Here is a 16,440-nt window from a genome sequence, read left to right as displayed (position 1 = left end):
TCTACAGATCTTCGTCGATGAACGCGTAATCGCCGTCAATCAGCTGCTGCAGGTAGGCATCGAAGCTGGGCGCGATCACCGCGTAGCTGTCCGGATCATGCAGGTAGCGCACCACCTGTCCAACCGTGCCACCCGGTGCGGGATCGAAATCCAGGTACAGCATCGAGGTGCCGCCATTGTTCATGCAGTGCGAGAAGCACAGCCGACGGCTCATCGGCAGATCCGCGTCGATGCCCTCGCCGAGGATCTCCGGTTCGTCATCCAGCCACTCTTCATAGATGGAACGGATGCTGTCGTGCCACTGCCGCTGGTCCTCGAAGATCTGTGCGACCGAGCGCAGGTAGTACGGATAGCCGCCGTCCTCCACGTCCGAGCCGAGCATCAGCACGCAGACCTCGCCGCCGGGGTACTCGCGGAAGTGGGTGCCATCCACGCGCGACAGCAGTTCGACCAGGCTGTCCGGCACCTGCGGCCACTGCACACGCAGGCGCTGCAGGTCTTCGGCGCTGGCGCCCTGGACGTGGATCCATTGCGAGGCGTCATCAGCAGGCAGGCGCGGGTTCAGGCCAGACAGAAAGCGGTCAACAATGTTCATACGGAAAATGGGGACGGAGGGGATTAAGTCGTATCCAACCACACCTGCGTCACGTCGCCAATGCAGAATGCGACGCGGGAGGGGCAAATGCGGCTTAATCCCCTCCGTCCCCTTTTTCTTGCGGAGCAGGCGCATGAATCGTTGGCGATGCGGTGTGGCGGTGATCCTGGGGCTGGCGGCGATGCCGGCGTGGGCGGCGATGAAGACCCAGCCGGTGGAATGGAAACACCAGGGCACGACCTTCAGTGGCGTGCTGGTCTATGACGACGGCGACAACGACAAGCGCCCGGGCCTGGTGATGGTGCCGAACTGGAAGGGCGTGAACGAATCGGCGGTCGAAAAGGCCAAGCAGCTGGCCGGCGATGACTACGTGGTGCTGGTGGCCGATGTCTACGGAAAGGGCGTGCGACCGAAGACCGATGCCGAGGCCGGGCCGGTGGCAACCAAGCTGCGCAATGACAGGCCGCTGCTGCGCGCACGTGCGCTGGAGGCGGTGAACGTGCTCAGGGCGCAGGCGGGCAAGGTGCCGCTCGATGCCGGCCGGATCGGCGCGGTGGGCTTCTGTTTCGGCGGCACCACGGTGCTGGAACTGGCTCGTGCCGGTGCGCCGCTGGCCGGTGTGGTCAGCCTGCACGGTGGGTTGGGTTCACCGCTGCCGGCGCAGGCCGGTGGCAGCCATCCGTCGGTGCTGGTGCTCAACGGCGCAGACGACAGGAGCGTGACTGCCGAGGACATCGCTGGTTTCCAGAGGGAAATGAACGCGGCCAAGGTCGACTGGGAGTTCACCAACTACAGCGGGGCGGTGCACTGCTTCGCCGAGCGCGATGCCAACAGTCCGCCGGGGTGCCAGTACAACGAGCGGGCGGCCAAGCGCGCGTGGAAGGCGCTGGATGAGTTCTTCGAGGAACGCTTCGAGAAACGTTGATTCGTGCAGTGGTAGTGCCGGCCGCTGGCCGGCAACCTCATGATGCTGCGGATGTCATCGGGAATGCCGGCCAGCGGCCGGCACTACCGATGCTTCAGTGCCGACCAACGGTCGGCACCCACCGGAATGCCGGTTTGGTGGGTGCCGACCGTTGGTCGGCACACCTCAGCCGGTCAATGCGAGCGCTGCACCGCGTAGCGGGCCAGGCCGCGCAGGGCGGCCACGGCATCGTTGTCGCCCAGGCCATCGAGCGCGCGCTCGGCGGCTTCGGCATATTCCTCTGCACGCGCGCGGCTGTACTCCAGGCCGCCGGTGGCGCGGATCGCGGCCAGCACTTCCGGCATCGCCGAGGCGTCACCGTCCTGCACGATGGTGCGCAGGCGCTCGCGGGTGGCGTTGTCGGAGTGGGCCATCGCGTGGATCAGCGGCAGCGTGGCCTTGCCCTCGGCGAGGTCGTCGCCCAGGTTCTTGCCCAGCTCCTCGGCGTTGGCCGAGTAGTCCAGCACGTCGTCGGCGATCTGGAACGCGTAGCCCAGGTGCATGCCGTAGTCGAACAAGGCCTGCTGGGTCGCTTCATCCACGCCGCTGGCCAGCGCGCCCAGGCGGGTGCCGGCGGCGAACAGCACCGCGGTCTTGCGCTCGATCACGCGCAGGTAGGCGGCTTCGTCGGTGTCCGGGTTGTGCACGTGCAGCAGCTGCAGCACTTCACCCTCGGCGATGCGGTTGGTGGCGTCGGCCAGGATCTGCATCACCGGCATGCGCTCCAGCTCGACCATCAGCTGGAAGCTGCGCGAGTACAGGAAGTCGCCGACCAGCACGCTGGGCGCGTTGCCCCACAGTGCGTTGGCGGTACTGCGGCCGCGGCGCAGGCTGGATTCGTCCACCACGTCGTCGTGCAGCAGGGTGGAGGTGTGGATGAACTCGATGATCGCCGCCAGCTGGTGGTGCTCCGGACCGGCCTGGCCGACCGCATGGCCGGCCAGCATCACCAGCATCGGGCGCAGGCGTTTGCCGCCGGCGGAAATGATGTGGTCAGCGATCTGGTTGATCAGCACGACGTCCGAGGACAGCCGGCGCCGGATCAGGGCGTCGACGGCGGCCATGTCGGCCGCGGCAAGCGACTGGATCTGGGGCAGGCCCAGGGCGGGACGGGTGTCTTCGGTGATGGTCATGCGATCAGGCTTTCAGGCTCACCACCGATTATAGGCGCTGGCCGTGAATTCGGGCGCAAACCGGCCCGAGCGGCAATTCCAGCCCGGCCTGCGCGGCCCTCCGCGTGAATACGTATGCAGGTTGCGCCATGCCTGGGAGCCCGCCGCTAAGCTTGCCGGATCAGGATTTCGGCCCGCTGCCAGCGGGTCCCGCATGCCCGGAGGGGGGCTGTCGATGTCGCACTATCCATGGTGGCGCGGAGCCGTCATCTACCAGATCTACCCGCGCAGTTACCTCGATGCCAACGGCGATGGCGTGGGCGATCTGCCCGGCATCATCCAGCGCCTGGACCACATTGCCGCGCTGGGCGTGGATGCGATCTGGATCTCGCCGTTCTTCAGGTCGCCGATGGCCGACTTCGGCTACGACATCGCCGATTACCGCGATGTCGACCCGCTGTTCGGCAGCCTGGACGACTTTGACCGCCTGTTGGCCAAGGCCCACGGCCTGGGCCTGAAGGTGATGATCGACCAGGTGCTGAGCCACACTTCGATCGAGCATGCGTGGTTCCGTGAGAGCCGCCAGGACCGCAGCAATCCGAAGGCCGACTGGTACGTCTGGGCCGACCCGCGCGAGGATGGCACCCCGCCCAACAACTGGCTGTCGCTGTTCGGCGGCTGCGCCTGGCAGTGGGAGCCGCGCCGTGAGCAGTACTACCTGCACAACTTCCTGGTCGACCAGCCGGACCTGAATTTCCATCACCCGGACGTGCAGCAGGCGACCCTGGACAACGTGCGCTTCTGGCTCGACCGCGGCGTGGATGGCTTCCGCCTGGATGCGATCAACTTCTGCTTCCACGACGCACAGTTGCGCGACAACCCGGCCAAGCCCGCCGACAAGCGGGTGGGGCGCGGCTTCAGCCCGGACAACCCGTACGCCTACCAGTACCACTACTACAACAACACGCAGCCGGAGAACCTGCCGTTCCTGGAGCGCCTGCGCGCGCTGCTGGACGACTACCCGGGGGCGGTCAGCCTGGGCGAGATCTCTTCGGAAGACTCGCTGGCCACCACGGCCGAGTACACCCGCGATGGCCGCCTGCACATGGGCTACAGCTTCGAGCTGCTGGTGGACGACTACAGTGCGGCCTACATCCGCGATACGGTCTCGCGCCTGGAAGCAGCGATGACCGAAGGCTGGCCATGCTGGGCGGTGTCCAACCACGATGTGGAGCGCGCGGTCAGCCGCTGGGGCGGCCACCCCGCCGACCCGCGCCTGGCGCGGATGCTGGTGGCGATGCTGTGCTCGCTGCGCGGTTCGGTCTGCCTGTACCAGGGCGAGGAGCTGGGCCTGGCCGAGGCCGAGGTGCCGTTCGAGGCCCTGCAGGACCCCTATGGCATCACCTTCTGGCCGAATTTCAAGGGCCGTGACGGCTGCCGTACCCCGCTGCCGTGGACCGATGCACCGCTGGCCGGCTTCACCACTGGCCAGCCCTGGCTGCCGATCCCGGCCGAACACCGGGCCGCGGCGGTCGCCGTGCAGGAGCGCGACCCGCATTCGGTGCTGGCGGCGTTCCGCGCGTTTCTGGCCTGGCGGCATACCCAGCCGGCCCTCCTGCATGGCAGCATCAGATTTCTTGAAAGCGCCGAGCCCGTGCTGCTGTTCGAGCGTATGCTTGCAGATGAAACCCTCCTGCTGGCCTTCAACCTGTCGGCCGAAGCGGTGAGCCATCCGCTGCCGCCGGGCAACTGGCAGCAGGTGGTGGTACCGGGCCCGGATGCGGGCACGGTGCAGGGCAATGAACTCCAGCTGCCGCCACGCGCGGTGTATTGCGCCCGACGCAGCTGACCGTTTTCTCCGGTGGCGGTACTTGCGGGGACGGGGCCGAAGCGCCCCGTCCCTTTTTTGTGGCTGGGCCTTGCCGACCAGCGGCCGGCATCCGCGCAAAGGAAAACCCGCTGCCTGCGCAGCGGGTTTCCGGTCCTGCTCCCTGTTTTCTGTTGCCGGCCAGCGGCCGGCACTACCGGGTCCGGCTGCCGGGCAGGGCCCGGCGCTGCCTCAGAACTTGTAGTTCACGCCCAGCATGTAAGTGCGGCCCCATTCGATGTACTCCAGCGGGCGGTCCTTGCTGCCGGCGTAGGTGCGGTACGGCTCGTTGGTCAGGTTGCTGCCCTGCAGCAGCAGGGTCAGGCCACGCAGGGCGCTGCTGTCGCTGAAGGTGTAGCTGACCTGCGCATCGGTCACGTTTTCGCCGACGACATAGCGCAGGCTGCGGTTGCCGTTGAAGTTGCCGATCTCACCGATGAAGTCCGATCGGCGGCGCTGGCTGACGCGTGCTTCAAAACCGCTGCGCTCGTAATAGGCAGTGAAGTTGTACACGCGCTTGGACAGGCCCGGCAGGCTGATCGGGTCACTGCCCACGCTGGAGGCGCTCTCCGGATCCAGGATGGTGATGTCGCTCTTGTTGAAGGTCGCGCTGGCCTGCAGGCCGAAGCCACGCAGGCTGTCGGTCAGCATGTCCAGCGGGAACGATGCGGTCAGTTCCAGGCCCTTCAACGTGCCGCCCTTGCCGTTCTGCGGCGCGGAGAAGGTGCCGGTGGTCAGCACCGGCGCGGTCATGCCCGGCGGCGGCACGTAGCTGCCCAGCAGCGCGGTGAAGTCGTAGTTGTCCACCGATTGGGTATAGACGTAGCTCTTCAGGTCCTTGTAGAAGATCGCGGCAGCCACGTAGGCCTTCTCGCCGAAGTACTTCTCATAGGACAGGTCCAGCGCGGTGGCGCGCCACGGATCCAGCAGCGGATTGCCACCACTGCCGCCCGGCCGGCCGGTGCCGGTATCCACGCCGAACTCCAGGCCGGCGCGCATCTGGTCCACGCGCGGGCGCGCGACCTGCTTGGCGGCGGCGAAGCGCAGCGTCTGCTGGTGGGGGAACATGAAGGCCAGGTTCAAGCTCGGCAGCCAGTCGTTGTAAGTGCGGCCGTTCGAATACGGCTGCACGTTGTTGCCGGCTGACTGCGAGCTGTCCCAGTAGCGCGAATCCGAGCTCTGGTCGGTGTGCTGCATCTGCACGCCGATGTTGCCGCGCACGCCCACTTCACCGATGTCGGTGTTGATGTTCAGGCGCGCCCAGGCGGTGGTGATCTTCTCTTCGACCGTCCACGACTTGGGGATCAGGTAGTCCAGGTTGTCGACCGGGTTGAAGGTCATGTAACGACCCACAGCGGCCGGTACGTTCCAGGCCGGGATGGTGCCGAGGCCGGCGAAGCCCAGGTCCACCGGACGGTACTGCAGGTCCGAGGCGATGTTGGCATCGCCCTGTGCGCCGAGCAGGATGTTGCCTTCGGACTGGGTCTTCACCTTGCGGCGGTCGGCATAGTTCACGCCGATGTCGATGTCCGGTGCCCACGAGGCGATGGCATCAGGAAGGGCGATGGTGGCAGCCAGCTTGCCGCCCTTCAGGCGGTCTTCCACCTGCGGCACCTTGCCGTAGCCGGAGCCGTAGATCGTGTTGGTCAGGAACAGCGCATCGGGGTTGGAGTAGTTCAGGCCCGGGGTGATCTGCGAGAAGCCGTCCTGGCGGATCGACACGCCGACCGTATCCAGTTGCGGCATCGGGGTCAGCTGCAGGTTGTTTTCCAGGTTCAGCTCGTCGCGCGTGGCCTTGGAGTAGTTCAGGTCGGCGACCAGCTTGACGCCGCCGAAGTTGAACTCGTTGTTCCAGCCGAACGCATCGATCTTGTCCTTGCGCTTGTTGTACATGCCGCGCACCAGCGGATACACGCCGCTGGCGGTGCCGCCGGTGAACGAGCCGTTGGCGTTGACCTGCGGGTTGCTGACCAGCAGGCCCGGGGTGTAGTTGCCGTTGTAGTTGCTGAGGTTCAGCTCGAACTGGTTGGCGGTGTCGATCTGCTCGGCTTCGGTGTGGAAGGCATCGAAGGTGCTGGTCCAGCTGTTGTTCGGGCGGAACTGGATCGTGGCCATCACGCCGTCGCGCTTGTTGTTGCCGGTGCGGCGCAGCGCCTTGATGCCATCGGAGAAGTAGGTGCCGGCACCCACGCCCGGGCGGTCGCCCTTGTCGGTGTGCTCGGTGGTCCACGGCTCGTACAGGCCGACCTGGTTCTCCTGGATCGGCATGTCGCTGTGCGCATAGCCGATGGCGATGCCCAGGGTCTTGTCCAGGAACTGGTCGATGTAGCTGGCGCTGAAGCGGTTGCCGTACGGATCGACATTGGCGGCGCGGCCCAGCGAACTCTTCTGGTAGCGGCCACTGACCGCGATCACGCGCTCGCCGAAGCTGAGCGGGCGCGCGGTCTGCATGTCGATGGTGCCCGACAGGCCCTGGCCGACCAGCGCCGCGTCCGGGGTCTTGTACACCGTCACGCCGTTGACCAGCTCGGACGGGTACTGGTCGAACTCGACGCCGCGGTTGTCGCCGGTGCTGACCACTTCGCGACCATTGAGCAGGGTGGTGGCGAAGTCCGGCGACAGGCCGCGCACGCTGATCACCTGCGCACGGCCGGCCACGCGCTGGGCGGCCAGGCCGGGCAGGCGCGAGATGGATTCGGCGATGCTGACGTCGGGCAGCTTGCCGATGTCTTCAGCGGAGATTGCCTCGACCACCGAGGTGGCGTCCTGCTTGACCGCGATCGCGCTCTCGATGCCGCGGCGGATGCCGGTGACCTGCACCGTATCCAGGTTGGTGGCGGCGGTGCCGGCCGGCGTGGTGGTGTTCTGCGTGGACTGTGCCGACGCCAGCGTCGGCGCCAGGACAACGGCCAGCGCGATGCTCAGCGCGCTGCGCTTGTGGTTCAACATTTTCCCCTCCCAGGCAATGTTGCAGATCGATTTGTGAGCGTTCCGGCGGGGCCGTGAACGTGCGACGCGGTGGCCGCTGTCGTCGCCGCTATGGTAGGCAGCGCGTTCTTCGCGGGAATCACCCTGCATACGTATTCAATGGCGTCTGCAGGGTTGTAATCGCTTTCAGGTGCCTTGTTCGGTAGAGCCGAGCCCATGCTCGGCTGCGTTTCGGTGCTACGCACCGCCGCCCCAGCATGGGCTCGGGCGCTACGGGAGCGCAGGTAGGAAAACGTTCAGTGGATGGGCGTGAAGCGAATGGCCTGCCCACCGCCCGGTGCCAGCACCAGCGTCAGTGCATCGGCACTGGTCACCTCGCGGGTTTCGCGTGCGAACGCGAACGGGTTGCTGCGGAAATCAGCGCCTTCACCATCGCGGTAGATCTCGGCGCGATAGCGCACGCCTGGCTCCAGGAAGCCCAGCGGTACTGGCAGCACGCGGCCGTGTTCGTCGGTGATGCTGCCGAGGAACCAGTCGCGGCTGTTGCGGTCGCGGCGCACGATCGTCACGTAGTCACCCACTTCGCCATCGAGCACGCGGCTCTGCTCCCAGTCCACCGCCACGTCCTCGATGAAACGGAACGCCTCGCGATGCTGCAGGTAGTGTTCGGGCAGGTCCGCGGCCATCTGGATCGGGCTGTACAGCACCACGTACAGGGCAAGCTGGCGGGCCAGCGTGCTGGGAATGGCCTGGCCGTGGCGGCCCTTCAGGCTGAGGATGCCGGGGGTGTAATCCATCGGCCCGGCCAGCATGCGGGTGAACACCAGGTTGACCTCGTGCTCGGGCGGGTTCGGTGGCTGGCCCCAGGCGTTGTACTCCATGCCGCGCGCGCCTTCGCGTGAGATCCAGTTGGGAAAGGTGCGGCGCAGGCCGGTATCCTTTATCGGCTCATGCGGGTTGACCGACAGGTGCCGGCGCGCGGCTTCCTGCACCACCTTCAGGTGGTGGCGGGCCATGAACTGCCCGTCGTGCCACTCGCGCCACAGTGGGCCCCCGGCCGGATTGCGGCGGTCGACCTGGCCGTCGTCGCAGACGTAGCCGGTCTTGAACTGGTCCACGCCCAGCCGTGCATACAGGTCCAGCGCGGCACCCAGCTGGTCCTCGTAGTGCTCGATGGCGCAGCCGGTTTCATGATGGCCGATCAGGTGCACGCCCTTCTTCAGGCCATACGCCGTCAGCGCTTCAATGTCGAAATCAGGCGTGGCGCGGGTGAAATCGAAGTCGTAGCCATTGCCCACCCACATGCCATCCCAGCCCGGGTTCCAGCCTTCCACCAGCACGCCGCGGAAGCCGTGCGCGGCCGCGAAGTCGATCACCTTCCTGGTCTTGGCGGTGGTGGCCGCGTGCTTCGGTCCGGTTGCCCAGCTCTCGTTGTCCAGGTGCATCGACCACCACACGCCCAGGTACTTGGCCGGCTTCACCCAGCTGACATCGCCCAGCGCGTTGGGTTCATTGAGGTTGAGGATCAGGTCCGATTCGACCAGGCCACCGGCACGATCGGCGATCTGCAGCGTGCGCCACGGCGTGGCGAAGGGCAGGGTGCGGCGTACCTTCCAGCCTTCGGCCGAGGGCGACAGCTGCGCGCGCAGGCGCTGCCCCTCGGTGCGCCGCAGCCACATGCCGGCATAGTCCACCAGCGCTGCCTCGTGGATCGCCACGTGCAGGCCATCGCGGCTGCGCAGGGTCATCGGCGTATGCACCAGCGGCACTTCGCGCAGCGGCGTGCGCTGATACAGGTATTCGTAGTGGATCGGTTCGCCGGCGGGAATCCACCAGGCGGTTGATTCGGGCGCGATGGCGAACTCGGTCAGTTCGTCATCGATGATGGCTTCGCGCAGGTTCGGTTGCTCAGGGAACACATAGCGGAAGCCAAGGCCATCATCGTAGACGCGGAACACCACATCCAGCCGCCGCTTGCGGCCGGTGGTTTCAGCCAGCTGCACGGTCAGCTCGTTGAAGTGGTTGCGGGTGAGCCGGCGCTCGCCCCACGGCTGCTCCCAGGTGTCATCGACGCTGCGCCGCTGCTGGCCCAGCAGGGCGAAATCGCGGTCCAGGCGACCGTCGCGCAGGGCAAAGCCCAGCTTCGAATCCTCCACCACGGTGTCGCCCAGGCGCTCGACACGGTAGCGGGCGGTGCCGCCGTCCAGCAGCAGACTGACCTTCAATACCTTGCCCGGCGATTCGACGCTGGCCACCTGCGGCGTGGCCTGTACCAGCGTGGCCCACCCGATCAGGGCCAGCCCAAGCATGTGCGCGAACACCGCGCGTACAGCAGTGGATGACATCGGCAATTCCCCTCCCAAGGCGCCGTTGGCAGACCCGGACCATAAGCCAGCGCGGCGGGCGCGCCACCGCGCGATGCCATGAATACGTATGCAACTGGACGCAGCCGACAGCCCCGCGTCTACCATGGGGCCCAGGCACCTTGAGGGAGGGGCCGCGCCCGCCCGCCGGCAACGACGGTGCGGACCTACAACGCGTGCAGAGAGGGAGGGAGGCCGACGGGCGCAAGCCGGTCCGCCGCTTCGATGCTGAAGATCATTTGCCTGACCGCTGCCCTGGGGGCAGCGCTGGGATCGACCGCGCAGGCGGCCGACCTGCAATTCGACGGTCGCCATGCGCGCGCCGAAGCCGCTGCCAAGGGCAGCTTCGTGCTGCATGCGCCGAAGGGCGCAGTGCAGATCGCAGCCGCACCGATGCGCAGCCAGACCGGCAGCGTGATGTTCGATGCCCTGTTCGCGCTGACCCAGCAGGAGATGTCCCAGGACCGCGTGGACGCGATCCGCGATCCGGCGTTCGACGAGGGCCGGCCGGTCCCGTGCGAGTGCTTCCAGACCGGTGCACGCTGGCCCTATGTGTGGACCCGTGATGTCAGCTTCGCCGCCGACCTGGCGCTGGCGCGGCTGGATCCGCAGCGTACCCGGCAGTCGCTGCAGTTCAAGCTGTCGGCGGCGCGCGATGGCCACACGCCCGGCCTGTTCGTGGCGCAGGACACCGGTTCCGGCGGCAGCTGGCCGATCAGCAGTGATCGCGTGGTGTGGTTCTTGGCGGCACGCCACCTGCTGGAGGACCGAGCGTTTGCCGATCAGGTCTGGCAGGCGCTGCAGGGCACGCTGGCGCAGGACCGCGCGATGGTGTTCGACGCGCAGATGGGCCTGTACCGCGGAGAGACCTCGTTCCTGGACTGGCGCGAGCAGACCTATCCAGACTGGACCCGCGAGGACGTGCGCTTCATCGGTGACTCCTACGCATTGTCCACCAACGTGCTGCACTACCAGGCACTGCGCCTGGCCGAACGCCTGGCCGGGCAGCACGGCGATGCCCGCGCGACCGACTACAGGGCCTGGGCCGATGCGTTGGCGCAGCAGATCAATGCGCGCTTCTGGCGCGAGGATATCGGCCAGTACATGAGCTACATCGGCGAGGCCGCGCACCCGGTGCCGTACGCCAAGGTCGATCTGCTTGGCCTGTCGCTGGGCATCCTGGCCGAAGTGCTGCCACCCGAGCGGGCGCGCCGTGCATTGGCCGCCTATCCGATGGGGCCGGCCGGCAGCCCGGTGGTGTGGCCGCAGGAGGCGCAGCAGCCGATCTACCACAACCGCGCGATCTGGCCGTTCGTCAGTGCCTATTCGCTGCGCGCGGCGCGCCAGCTGGACGATGCACCGCGCATCGCCGCCGAGATCCGCTCGCTGATGCAGGGCGCCGCGCTGGCCGGTTCCAACATGGAGAACTACGAGCTGGTCAGCCAGGCGGTGCATGTTGACGAGGGCGTGCTGAGCGGCCCGGTGGTCAACTCCGAACGCCAGCTGTGGTCGGTGGCCGGCTATCTGTCGATGGTGGTCGAGGGCGTGTTCGGCGTGCAGGACGATGGCCGCGTGCAGCCCAAGCTGCCGGCCGTGCTGGTGCCCGAACTGTTCGGCAATCAGCGCCGCATCTCCCTGGAGGCCGATGGCAGGCGTTATGTGCTGGAGCGACCGAAGCAGGTGGGTGATGGCCTGCTGGTGGCGGGCAAGGTGAAGACCCGTGGCGCCACCACCACCGTGCAGCTGGTGCCCGCCGCAGCCGCGCCACGCAGCGCGGCGACGACGGCCGACGCAGATGCGCGCGCACCGGCCACGCCGGCCGCACCGCAGGTGCAACGCAAGGGCAGGGGCTGGAATGTCGTGGTCGCTGCCGGCCAGGTGCTGTGGCAGGACGGCCGGGCGCTCGCCGCCAGCAATGGCCTGGCACGCATCGGTGACGATGGCCTGCAGCATTGCCTCAGCCTGACCCGGCGCGACGGTGCAATTGAATCGCTGCACAGCCCGATGGTCTGCGTCGGTCCGCAGCAGCGACTGAAGGGTACGCAGCGCTGGCAGTTCACCTCCGCCAGGGCCGGGCAGGTGCGCCTGCGCCTGCAGTACCGCAATCCGAACGGGCCGATCAACACCGGCGTCACCGCTGCGGTGAAGCAGCTGGTGCTGCAGTGCCCGGGCCAGCCGTTGCAGCGGCACACCGTCACCCTGCCGCACAGCGTGGCCATGCAGGACTCGACCTCGGCGACATTCACGGTGCCCAAGGGCCGATGCACGGTCACGCTTGAAGAAGGCTTCAACATGAGCGCGCTGCAGCACTTCGCGCACTACACCGGGGGCAAGGGCGGGCACGATGGCGTGCTCAACCAGGCCCAGGTGCAGGCGCTGATGGTGGCGCCGGTGGCCGCGGCAGAGGGCGCACGATGAATCGTTCCGCCAAGCCGCAGCTGTCGTTCTGGCAGATCTGGAACATGTGTTTCGGCTTCCTGGGCATCCAGTTCGGCTTCGCCCTGCAGAACGCCAATGCCAGCCGCATCTTCGAGACGCTGGGCGCGGACATCGACGCGGTGCCCGGGTTGTGGATCGCCGCGCCGCTGACCGGCCTGCTGGTGCAGCCGGTGATCGGTTACCTGTCCGACCGCACCTGGACGCGCTGGGGGCGCCGCCGTCCTTATTTCATGATCGGAGCGGTGCTGACCACGCTGGCGCTGCTGATGATGCCGAACTCGCCGACGTTGTGGATCGCCGCCGGCACGCTGTGGGTACTCGATGCCTCGATCAACGTGTCGATGGAGCCGTTCCGCGCCTTCGTCGGCGACCAGCTGGCGCCGCGCCAGCGTCCGGCCGGTTATGCCATGCAGAGCTTCTTCATCGGCGTGGGCGCCATCGTCGCCAGCTTCCTGCCGTTCATCCTGGCCCACTTCGGGGTCGCCAATACGGCCGCCGCAGGTGAGGTGCCTGATACCGTGCGCTATGCGTTCTACTTCGGCGCGGTGGTGCTGTTGGCGGCAATCACCTGGACGGTGGTCAGCACCCGCGAATACTCACCGGCGGAGCTGGCCGGTTTCGATGACGCCGAACCTCCGGCACATCACGCAGCGGCGCCGATCAGCGGCCCGGCGCCCTGGGTGCAGGTGGCTGCATGGCTGGGGCTGGGCGTACTGCTGGCGCTGCTGATCACCTGGCGGCAGGGCGACCGGATGCTGTACGTGCTGGCCGGCCTGTGTGCCGGCTATGGCCTGCTGCTGGCGCTCGCGCGTACGCTGCCGGCCACGCACATGCTGGCCGCCATCGTCGGCGACCTGCGCGCGATGCCGGTCACCATGCGTCGCCTGGCGTGGGTGCAGTTCTTCTCGTGGTTCGCGCTGTTTGCGATGTGGATCTACACCACCGCCGCGGTGGCTGGCGCCCATTTCGGTTCGACTGAACCAGAGTCGGCGGCCTACAACGAGGGCGCCAACTGGGTGGGCGTGCTGTTTGGCGCCTACAACGGGTTCGCCGCGTTGGCGGCGGTGCTGATTCCACTCATGGTGCGTGCGATCGGCCTGCGCTGGAGCCACCTGGTCAACCTGTGGCTGGGCGGTGCCGGCCTGGTCTCGCTGATGTTCATCCGCGACCCGCACTGGCTGCTGCTGTCGATGGTCGGCGTCGGCTTCGCCTGGGCGTCCATCCTCTCGCTGCCGTATGCACTGCTGTCCGACAGCGTGCCGGCGTCGAAGATGGGCGTGTACATGGGCATCTTCAATTTCTTCATCGTGATCCCGCAGCTGGTGGCGGCCAGTGCACTCGGCTTCGCCCTGCGCACGTTGCTGGGCGGCCAGCCGATGCATGTGCTGGTGCTGGGCGGCTGCAGCCTGTTCATTGCCGGCCTGTGCGTGTTGTGGGTTCCGTCCCGTCCGGAGGTGGTGTGATGCGTGCTGCGTTGTCTGTTGCTGTTTCCTTGATGCTGCTGGCCGGCCATGCGGCGGCCGCGCCGCGCCCGGACTATGTGGGCACCACCGAACCGTTCGCCAGCGATGCGGTGTACTTCGTGGTCACCGACCGCTTCGTCAACGGTGATCCGTCCAACGATCACCGTGACCAGGGCGGCGTGCACCGCACCTTCGATATTCCGGTGCCATGCCCGGACAAGGTGGACGGCAACATCGGCTATCTCGGCGGCGACTTCCGCGGCGTGCTCGACAATGCGCAGTACATCCGCAACCTCGGCTTCGGCGCGGTGTGGATCACGCCCATCGTCGACAACCCGGACGAGGCCTTTACCGGCAGCAAGCCGATCAGCTGCACCAGCACGCTGACCGACCGCGGCAAGACCGGCTACCACGGCTACTGGGGCATCAACTTCTACAAGCTCGATGAGCACCTGCCCAGCAAAGACCTGGATTTCGCCGGGCTGACCAAGGGCCTGCACGGTGCCGGCTTGAAGGTGGTGCTGGACATCGTAGGCAACCACGGTTCGCCGGCCTGGACCATGCCGACACGGCAGCCGCAGTTCGGGCAGATCTTCGACAAGGACGGAAAACTGATCGCCGACCACCAGAACCTGCCGCCGCAGGAACTGGATCCGAAGCACAACCCGCTGCACGCGTTCTACAACAGCATTGGACCGGTCGACAGCAAGGACGGCTCGATCTTCGATGGCAACCTTGCCGAGCTGTCCGACTTCAACCAGGACAATCCGGCGGTGATGGACTACCTGGTCGGTGCTTACCTGCAATGGGCCGCTCAGGGCGTGGATGCGCTGCGCATCGACACCATCGGCTGGTTGCCGCACCCGTGGTGGCATGCCTTCGTCAAGCGTATCCGCGCCGAGCACCCGGGCATGTTCATGTTCGGCGAAGCGTTCGATTACGATGCCGCGCGCATTGCAGAGCACACCTGGCCGGCCAACGCCAACGTCAGCGTGCTCGACTTCCCGTTGCGCGGTGCACTGGAGCAGACCTTCGGCACCGCCGGCAAGGGTTTCGAGACCCTGGCCGAGCCGCTGCATCTGAGCGGTGGGCCGTATGCCAACCCGTATGAGCTGATGAGCTTCTACGACAACCACGACATGCCACGACTGCAGGCCAGCGACAGTGGCTTCATTGATGCACACAACTGGCTGTTCACCGCGCGCGGCATTCCGGTGGTCTATTACGGCTCGGAGACGGGCTTCATGCGTGGCCGTGCCGAGCATGCCGGCAATCGCGCTTACTTCGGCCAGCCGCGTGTGGATGCTGCGCCGAAGAGTCCGATCTTCGCGCCGCTGCAGCGTATCGCCCGGCTGCGCGCAGCCACTCCGGCGCTGCAGCGCGGCCTGCAGGTGAACGAGCGCCTGCAGGGTGATGAGGCGGTGTTCTTCCGCGTGCTGCAGCATGGCGAGGTGGCGCAGACCGCGCTGGTGCTGCTGAACAAGGGCGACAGTGCGAAGACCTTCACCGTGGCGCGGTACGTCCAGGCGGGCCGCTGGCGTGATGCGCTGGACGGCGGTTCGTTGCAGGTGGATGCTTCCCTGAAGGCCGAAGTGCCGGCGCACGGGGTGAAGGTGTACGTGCTCGATGCCGCCGTGCAGCAGCCGGCGCTGCAGGCCGAGCTGGACAAGGCGATGGCCGACCAGCGGGCGCGGGACGTGCGTCTGGGGCGGTAGTGCCGGCCGCTGGCCGGCAACCCATGAATCCATGGCACCTTCAGGTGCCGGCCAGCGGCCGGCACTACCGGGGTGACCATATCCGGCACAATAGGCCCCCCTCACGCCCCGCCGTATCGCCATGACCGACCTCGCCCCGCAGACCCCGATCGAAACCCTGCTGAAGGCGGCGATGGACGGGTCGGTGCCGATCCGCGCCTTCATGGAGGCCTTCGTCGCCTCCGAGGTGGTACTGCTGACCGGCAGCCTGGTGACCCCCGATGGCAGCGGCTTCGACCCGCTGCTGTTCGACAAGCAGGGCACCCTGCACGTGGCCGTGTTCACCGATCCGTCGCGGGTGGGCATCTACAGCCAGCAGGCCGAACACCAGATCCGCTGGCGGATGCTGGACGTGCTGCGCCGCGTGCCGGGTGGCTACGGCGTGGTGATCAACCCGGGCACTTCCCTGGGCTTCGAGATCTCGCCCAGCGGCGTCGGCGAGATCCTGAAGGACTTCGCCCAGGGTTGATTGTCATGTAGAGCCAAGCCCATGCTCGGCTGCCGTTCGCGCAATGCCGGATCAGTCGAGCACGGCTCGATACTACAGAGAGCTTCCCTTCGGGCACCGTACGTGATCCCCTTTGGACTACATCGGGATCGAGGCACTCTCCATGGAATTCAGCGAATCACCCGCCGACGCACCGGCACGATCACGCCATTCCCGCTCCGCACTGGTCTTCCTGATCGCGGCCATCGTCGCCGCACTGGTGTCCATGCCTGTTCTGCGTGCGGTGGGCATGGTGCTGTGGCCGGTGTTCGCCATTGCCTGGCTGATCAACCTGGGGGCGGCCTGGCATCTGGGCCAGTGGGCGCGCCAGCAGGGCCGTCCGGCGTGGGCATTCGGGTTGCCGGCGGTGCTTGGCACCGTCGCCTCGATCGTGGTCTTCGTGCTGCTGGCGTTGCTGGGGCCGAAGGCCCCGGTGCGCTGAACTTTCGCGGTTGTCGTGGACGGTGT

11 protein-coding genes are annotated in these 16,440 nt (G+C 67.0%); 7 read left to right on the top strand and 4 right to left on the bottom strand.

From position 1 onward, the window contains the following. Position 1 precedes the first annotated feature (1 nt). On the bottom strand, positions 2–595 hold the full coding sequence (locus AC5QAB_RS10455; RefSeq protein WP_164165320.1) for an SMI1/KNR4 family protein: 594 nt from the start codon (positions 593–595) through the stop codon (positions 2–4). A 133-nt stretch (positions 596–728) separates the two neighbouring features. Between AC5QAB_RS10455 and AC5QAB_RS10450 the strand changes: the two genes are divergently transcribed. Next, a complete protein-coding gene (locus AC5QAB_RS10450) occupies positions 729–1,520 on the top strand; it encodes a dienelactone hydrolase family protein (RefSeq protein WP_049404968.1) in 792 nt (263 codons plus the stop codon). A gap of 173 nt (positions 1,521–1,693) precedes the next feature. Here the strand turns inward: AC5QAB_RS10450 and AC5QAB_RS10445 are convergent, their stop codons facing one another. Continuing rightward, positions 1,694–2,692, bottom strand: coding sequence for a polyprenyl synthetase family protein (locus tag AC5QAB_RS10445; RefSeq protein ID WP_014646286.1), 999 nt, complete (start codon positions 2,690–2,692; stop codon positions 1,694–1,696). A gap of 214 nt (positions 2,693–2,906) precedes the next feature. On the opposite strand from AC5QAB_RS10445, the gene AC5QAB_RS10440 reads away from it, so the two are divergent. Beyond that, positions 2,907–4,520, top strand: a complete 1,614-nt coding sequence (locus AC5QAB_RS10440) for an alpha-glucosidase family protein (protein ID WP_014646287.1) — start codon at positions 2,907–2,909, stop codon at positions 4,518–4,520. A gap of 210 nt (positions 4,521–4,730) precedes the next feature. On the opposite strand, the gene AC5QAB_RS10435 is transcribed toward AC5QAB_RS10440, so the two are convergent. Both AC5QAB_RS10435 and AC5QAB_RS10430 read right to left on the bottom strand, forming a co-directional pair. Continuing rightward, positions 4,731–7,487, bottom strand: a complete 2,757-nt coding sequence (locus tag AC5QAB_RS10435; protein WP_164109883.1) for a TonB-dependent receptor — start codon at positions 7,485–7,487, stop codon at positions 4,731–4,733. A 275-nt stretch (positions 7,488–7,762) separates the two neighbouring features. Further along, entirely contained in the window at positions 7,763–9,817 is a 2,055-nt protein-coding gene (locus AC5QAB_RS10430; protein ID WP_164165322.1) for a glycoside hydrolase family 97 protein, read from the bottom strand. Between the two features lie 237 nt (positions 9,818–10,054). On the opposite strand from AC5QAB_RS10430, the gene AC5QAB_RS10425 reads away from it, so the two are divergent. The 5 genes from AC5QAB_RS10425 to AC5QAB_RS10405 all read left to right on the top strand — a co-directional run bounded on the left by AC5QAB_RS10425 (position 10,055) and on the right by AC5QAB_RS10405 (position 16,414). Beyond that, positions 10,055–12,247, top strand: a complete 2,193-nt coding sequence (locus tag AC5QAB_RS10425) for a Six-hairpin glycosidase-like protein (protein ID WP_164165324.1) — start codon at positions 10,055–10,057, stop codon at positions 12,245–12,247. After that, complete coding sequence (locus tag AC5QAB_RS10420) at positions 12,244–13,731, top strand: MFS transporter (RefSeq protein WP_164165326.1); 1,488 nt, start codon at positions 12,244–12,246, stop codon at positions 13,729–13,731. The genes AC5QAB_RS10425 and AC5QAB_RS10420 overlap by 4 nt, the downstream gene beginning before the upstream one ends. After that, positions 13,731–15,446 (top strand): alpha-amylase family glycosyl hydrolase, encoded by a 1,716-nt coding sequence (locus AC5QAB_RS10415; RefSeq protein WP_046429396.1) that lies wholly within the window; start codon positions 13,731–13,733, stop codon positions 15,444–15,446. Before AC5QAB_RS10420 ends, AC5QAB_RS10415 begins: the two co-directional genes overlap by 1 nt. Before the next feature lie 121 nt (positions 15,447–15,567). Then, entirely contained in the window at positions 15,568–15,954 is a 387-nt protein-coding gene (locus AC5QAB_RS10410; protein WP_032960680.1) for an SseB family protein, read from the top strand. Positions 15,955–16,096: 142 nt separating this feature from the next. Then, positions 16,097–16,414 carry a hypothetical protein gene (locus AC5QAB_RS10405; protein ID WP_049404961.1) on the top strand — a complete coding sequence of 106 codons (318 nt, stop codon included), beginning with the start codon at positions 16,097–16,099 and terminating at the stop codon, positions 16,412–16,414. Positions 16,415–16,440: the final 26 nt, after the last annotated feature.

The organism is Stenotrophomonas sp. YJH_SMC_127 (genome assembly GCF_059372445.1).
The sequence above is the reverse complement of the archived record's forward strand: the minus strand, read 5'-3'. Positions and strand labels throughout refer to the sequence as shown.

Coding starts and splice junctions, on each gene's coding strand:
- AC5QAB_RS10455 (WP_164165320.1), bottom strand. CDS start 595: ATGAACATTGTTGACCGCTTTCTGTCTGGCCTGAACCCGCGCCTGCCT.
- AC5QAB_RS10450 (WP_049404968.1), top strand. CDS start 729: ATGAATCGTTGGCGATGCGGTGTGGCGGTGATCCTGGGGCTGGCGGCG.
- AC5QAB_RS10445 (WP_014646286.1), bottom strand. CDS start 2,692: ATGACCATCACCGAAGACACCCGTCCCGCCCTGGGCCTGCCCCAGATC.
- AC5QAB_RS10440 (WP_014646287.1), top strand. CDS start 2,907: ATGTCGCACTATCCATGGTGGCGCGGAGCCGTCATCTACCAGATCTAC.
- AC5QAB_RS10435 (WP_164109883.1), bottom strand. CDS start 7,487: ATGTTGAACCACAAGCGCAGCGCGCTGAGCATCGCGCTGGCCGTTGTC.
- AC5QAB_RS10425 (WP_164165324.1), top strand. CDS start 10,055: ATGCTGAAGATCATTTGCCTGACCGCTGCCCTGGGGGCAGCGCTGGGA.
- AC5QAB_RS10420 (WP_164165326.1), top strand. CDS start 12,244: ATGAATCGTTCCGCCAAGCCGCAGCTGTCGTTCTGGCAGATCTGGAAC.
- AC5QAB_RS10415 (WP_046429396.1), top strand. CDS start 13,731: ATGCGTGCTGCGTTGTCTGTTGCTGTTTCCTTGATGCTGCTGGCCGGC.
- AC5QAB_RS10410 (WP_032960680.1), top strand. CDS start 15,568: ATGACCGACCTCGCCCCGCAGACCCCGATCGAAACCCTGCTGAAGGCG.
- AC5QAB_RS10405 (WP_049404961.1), top strand. CDS start 16,097: ATGGAATTCAGCGAATCACCCGCCGACGCACCGGCACGATCACGCCAT.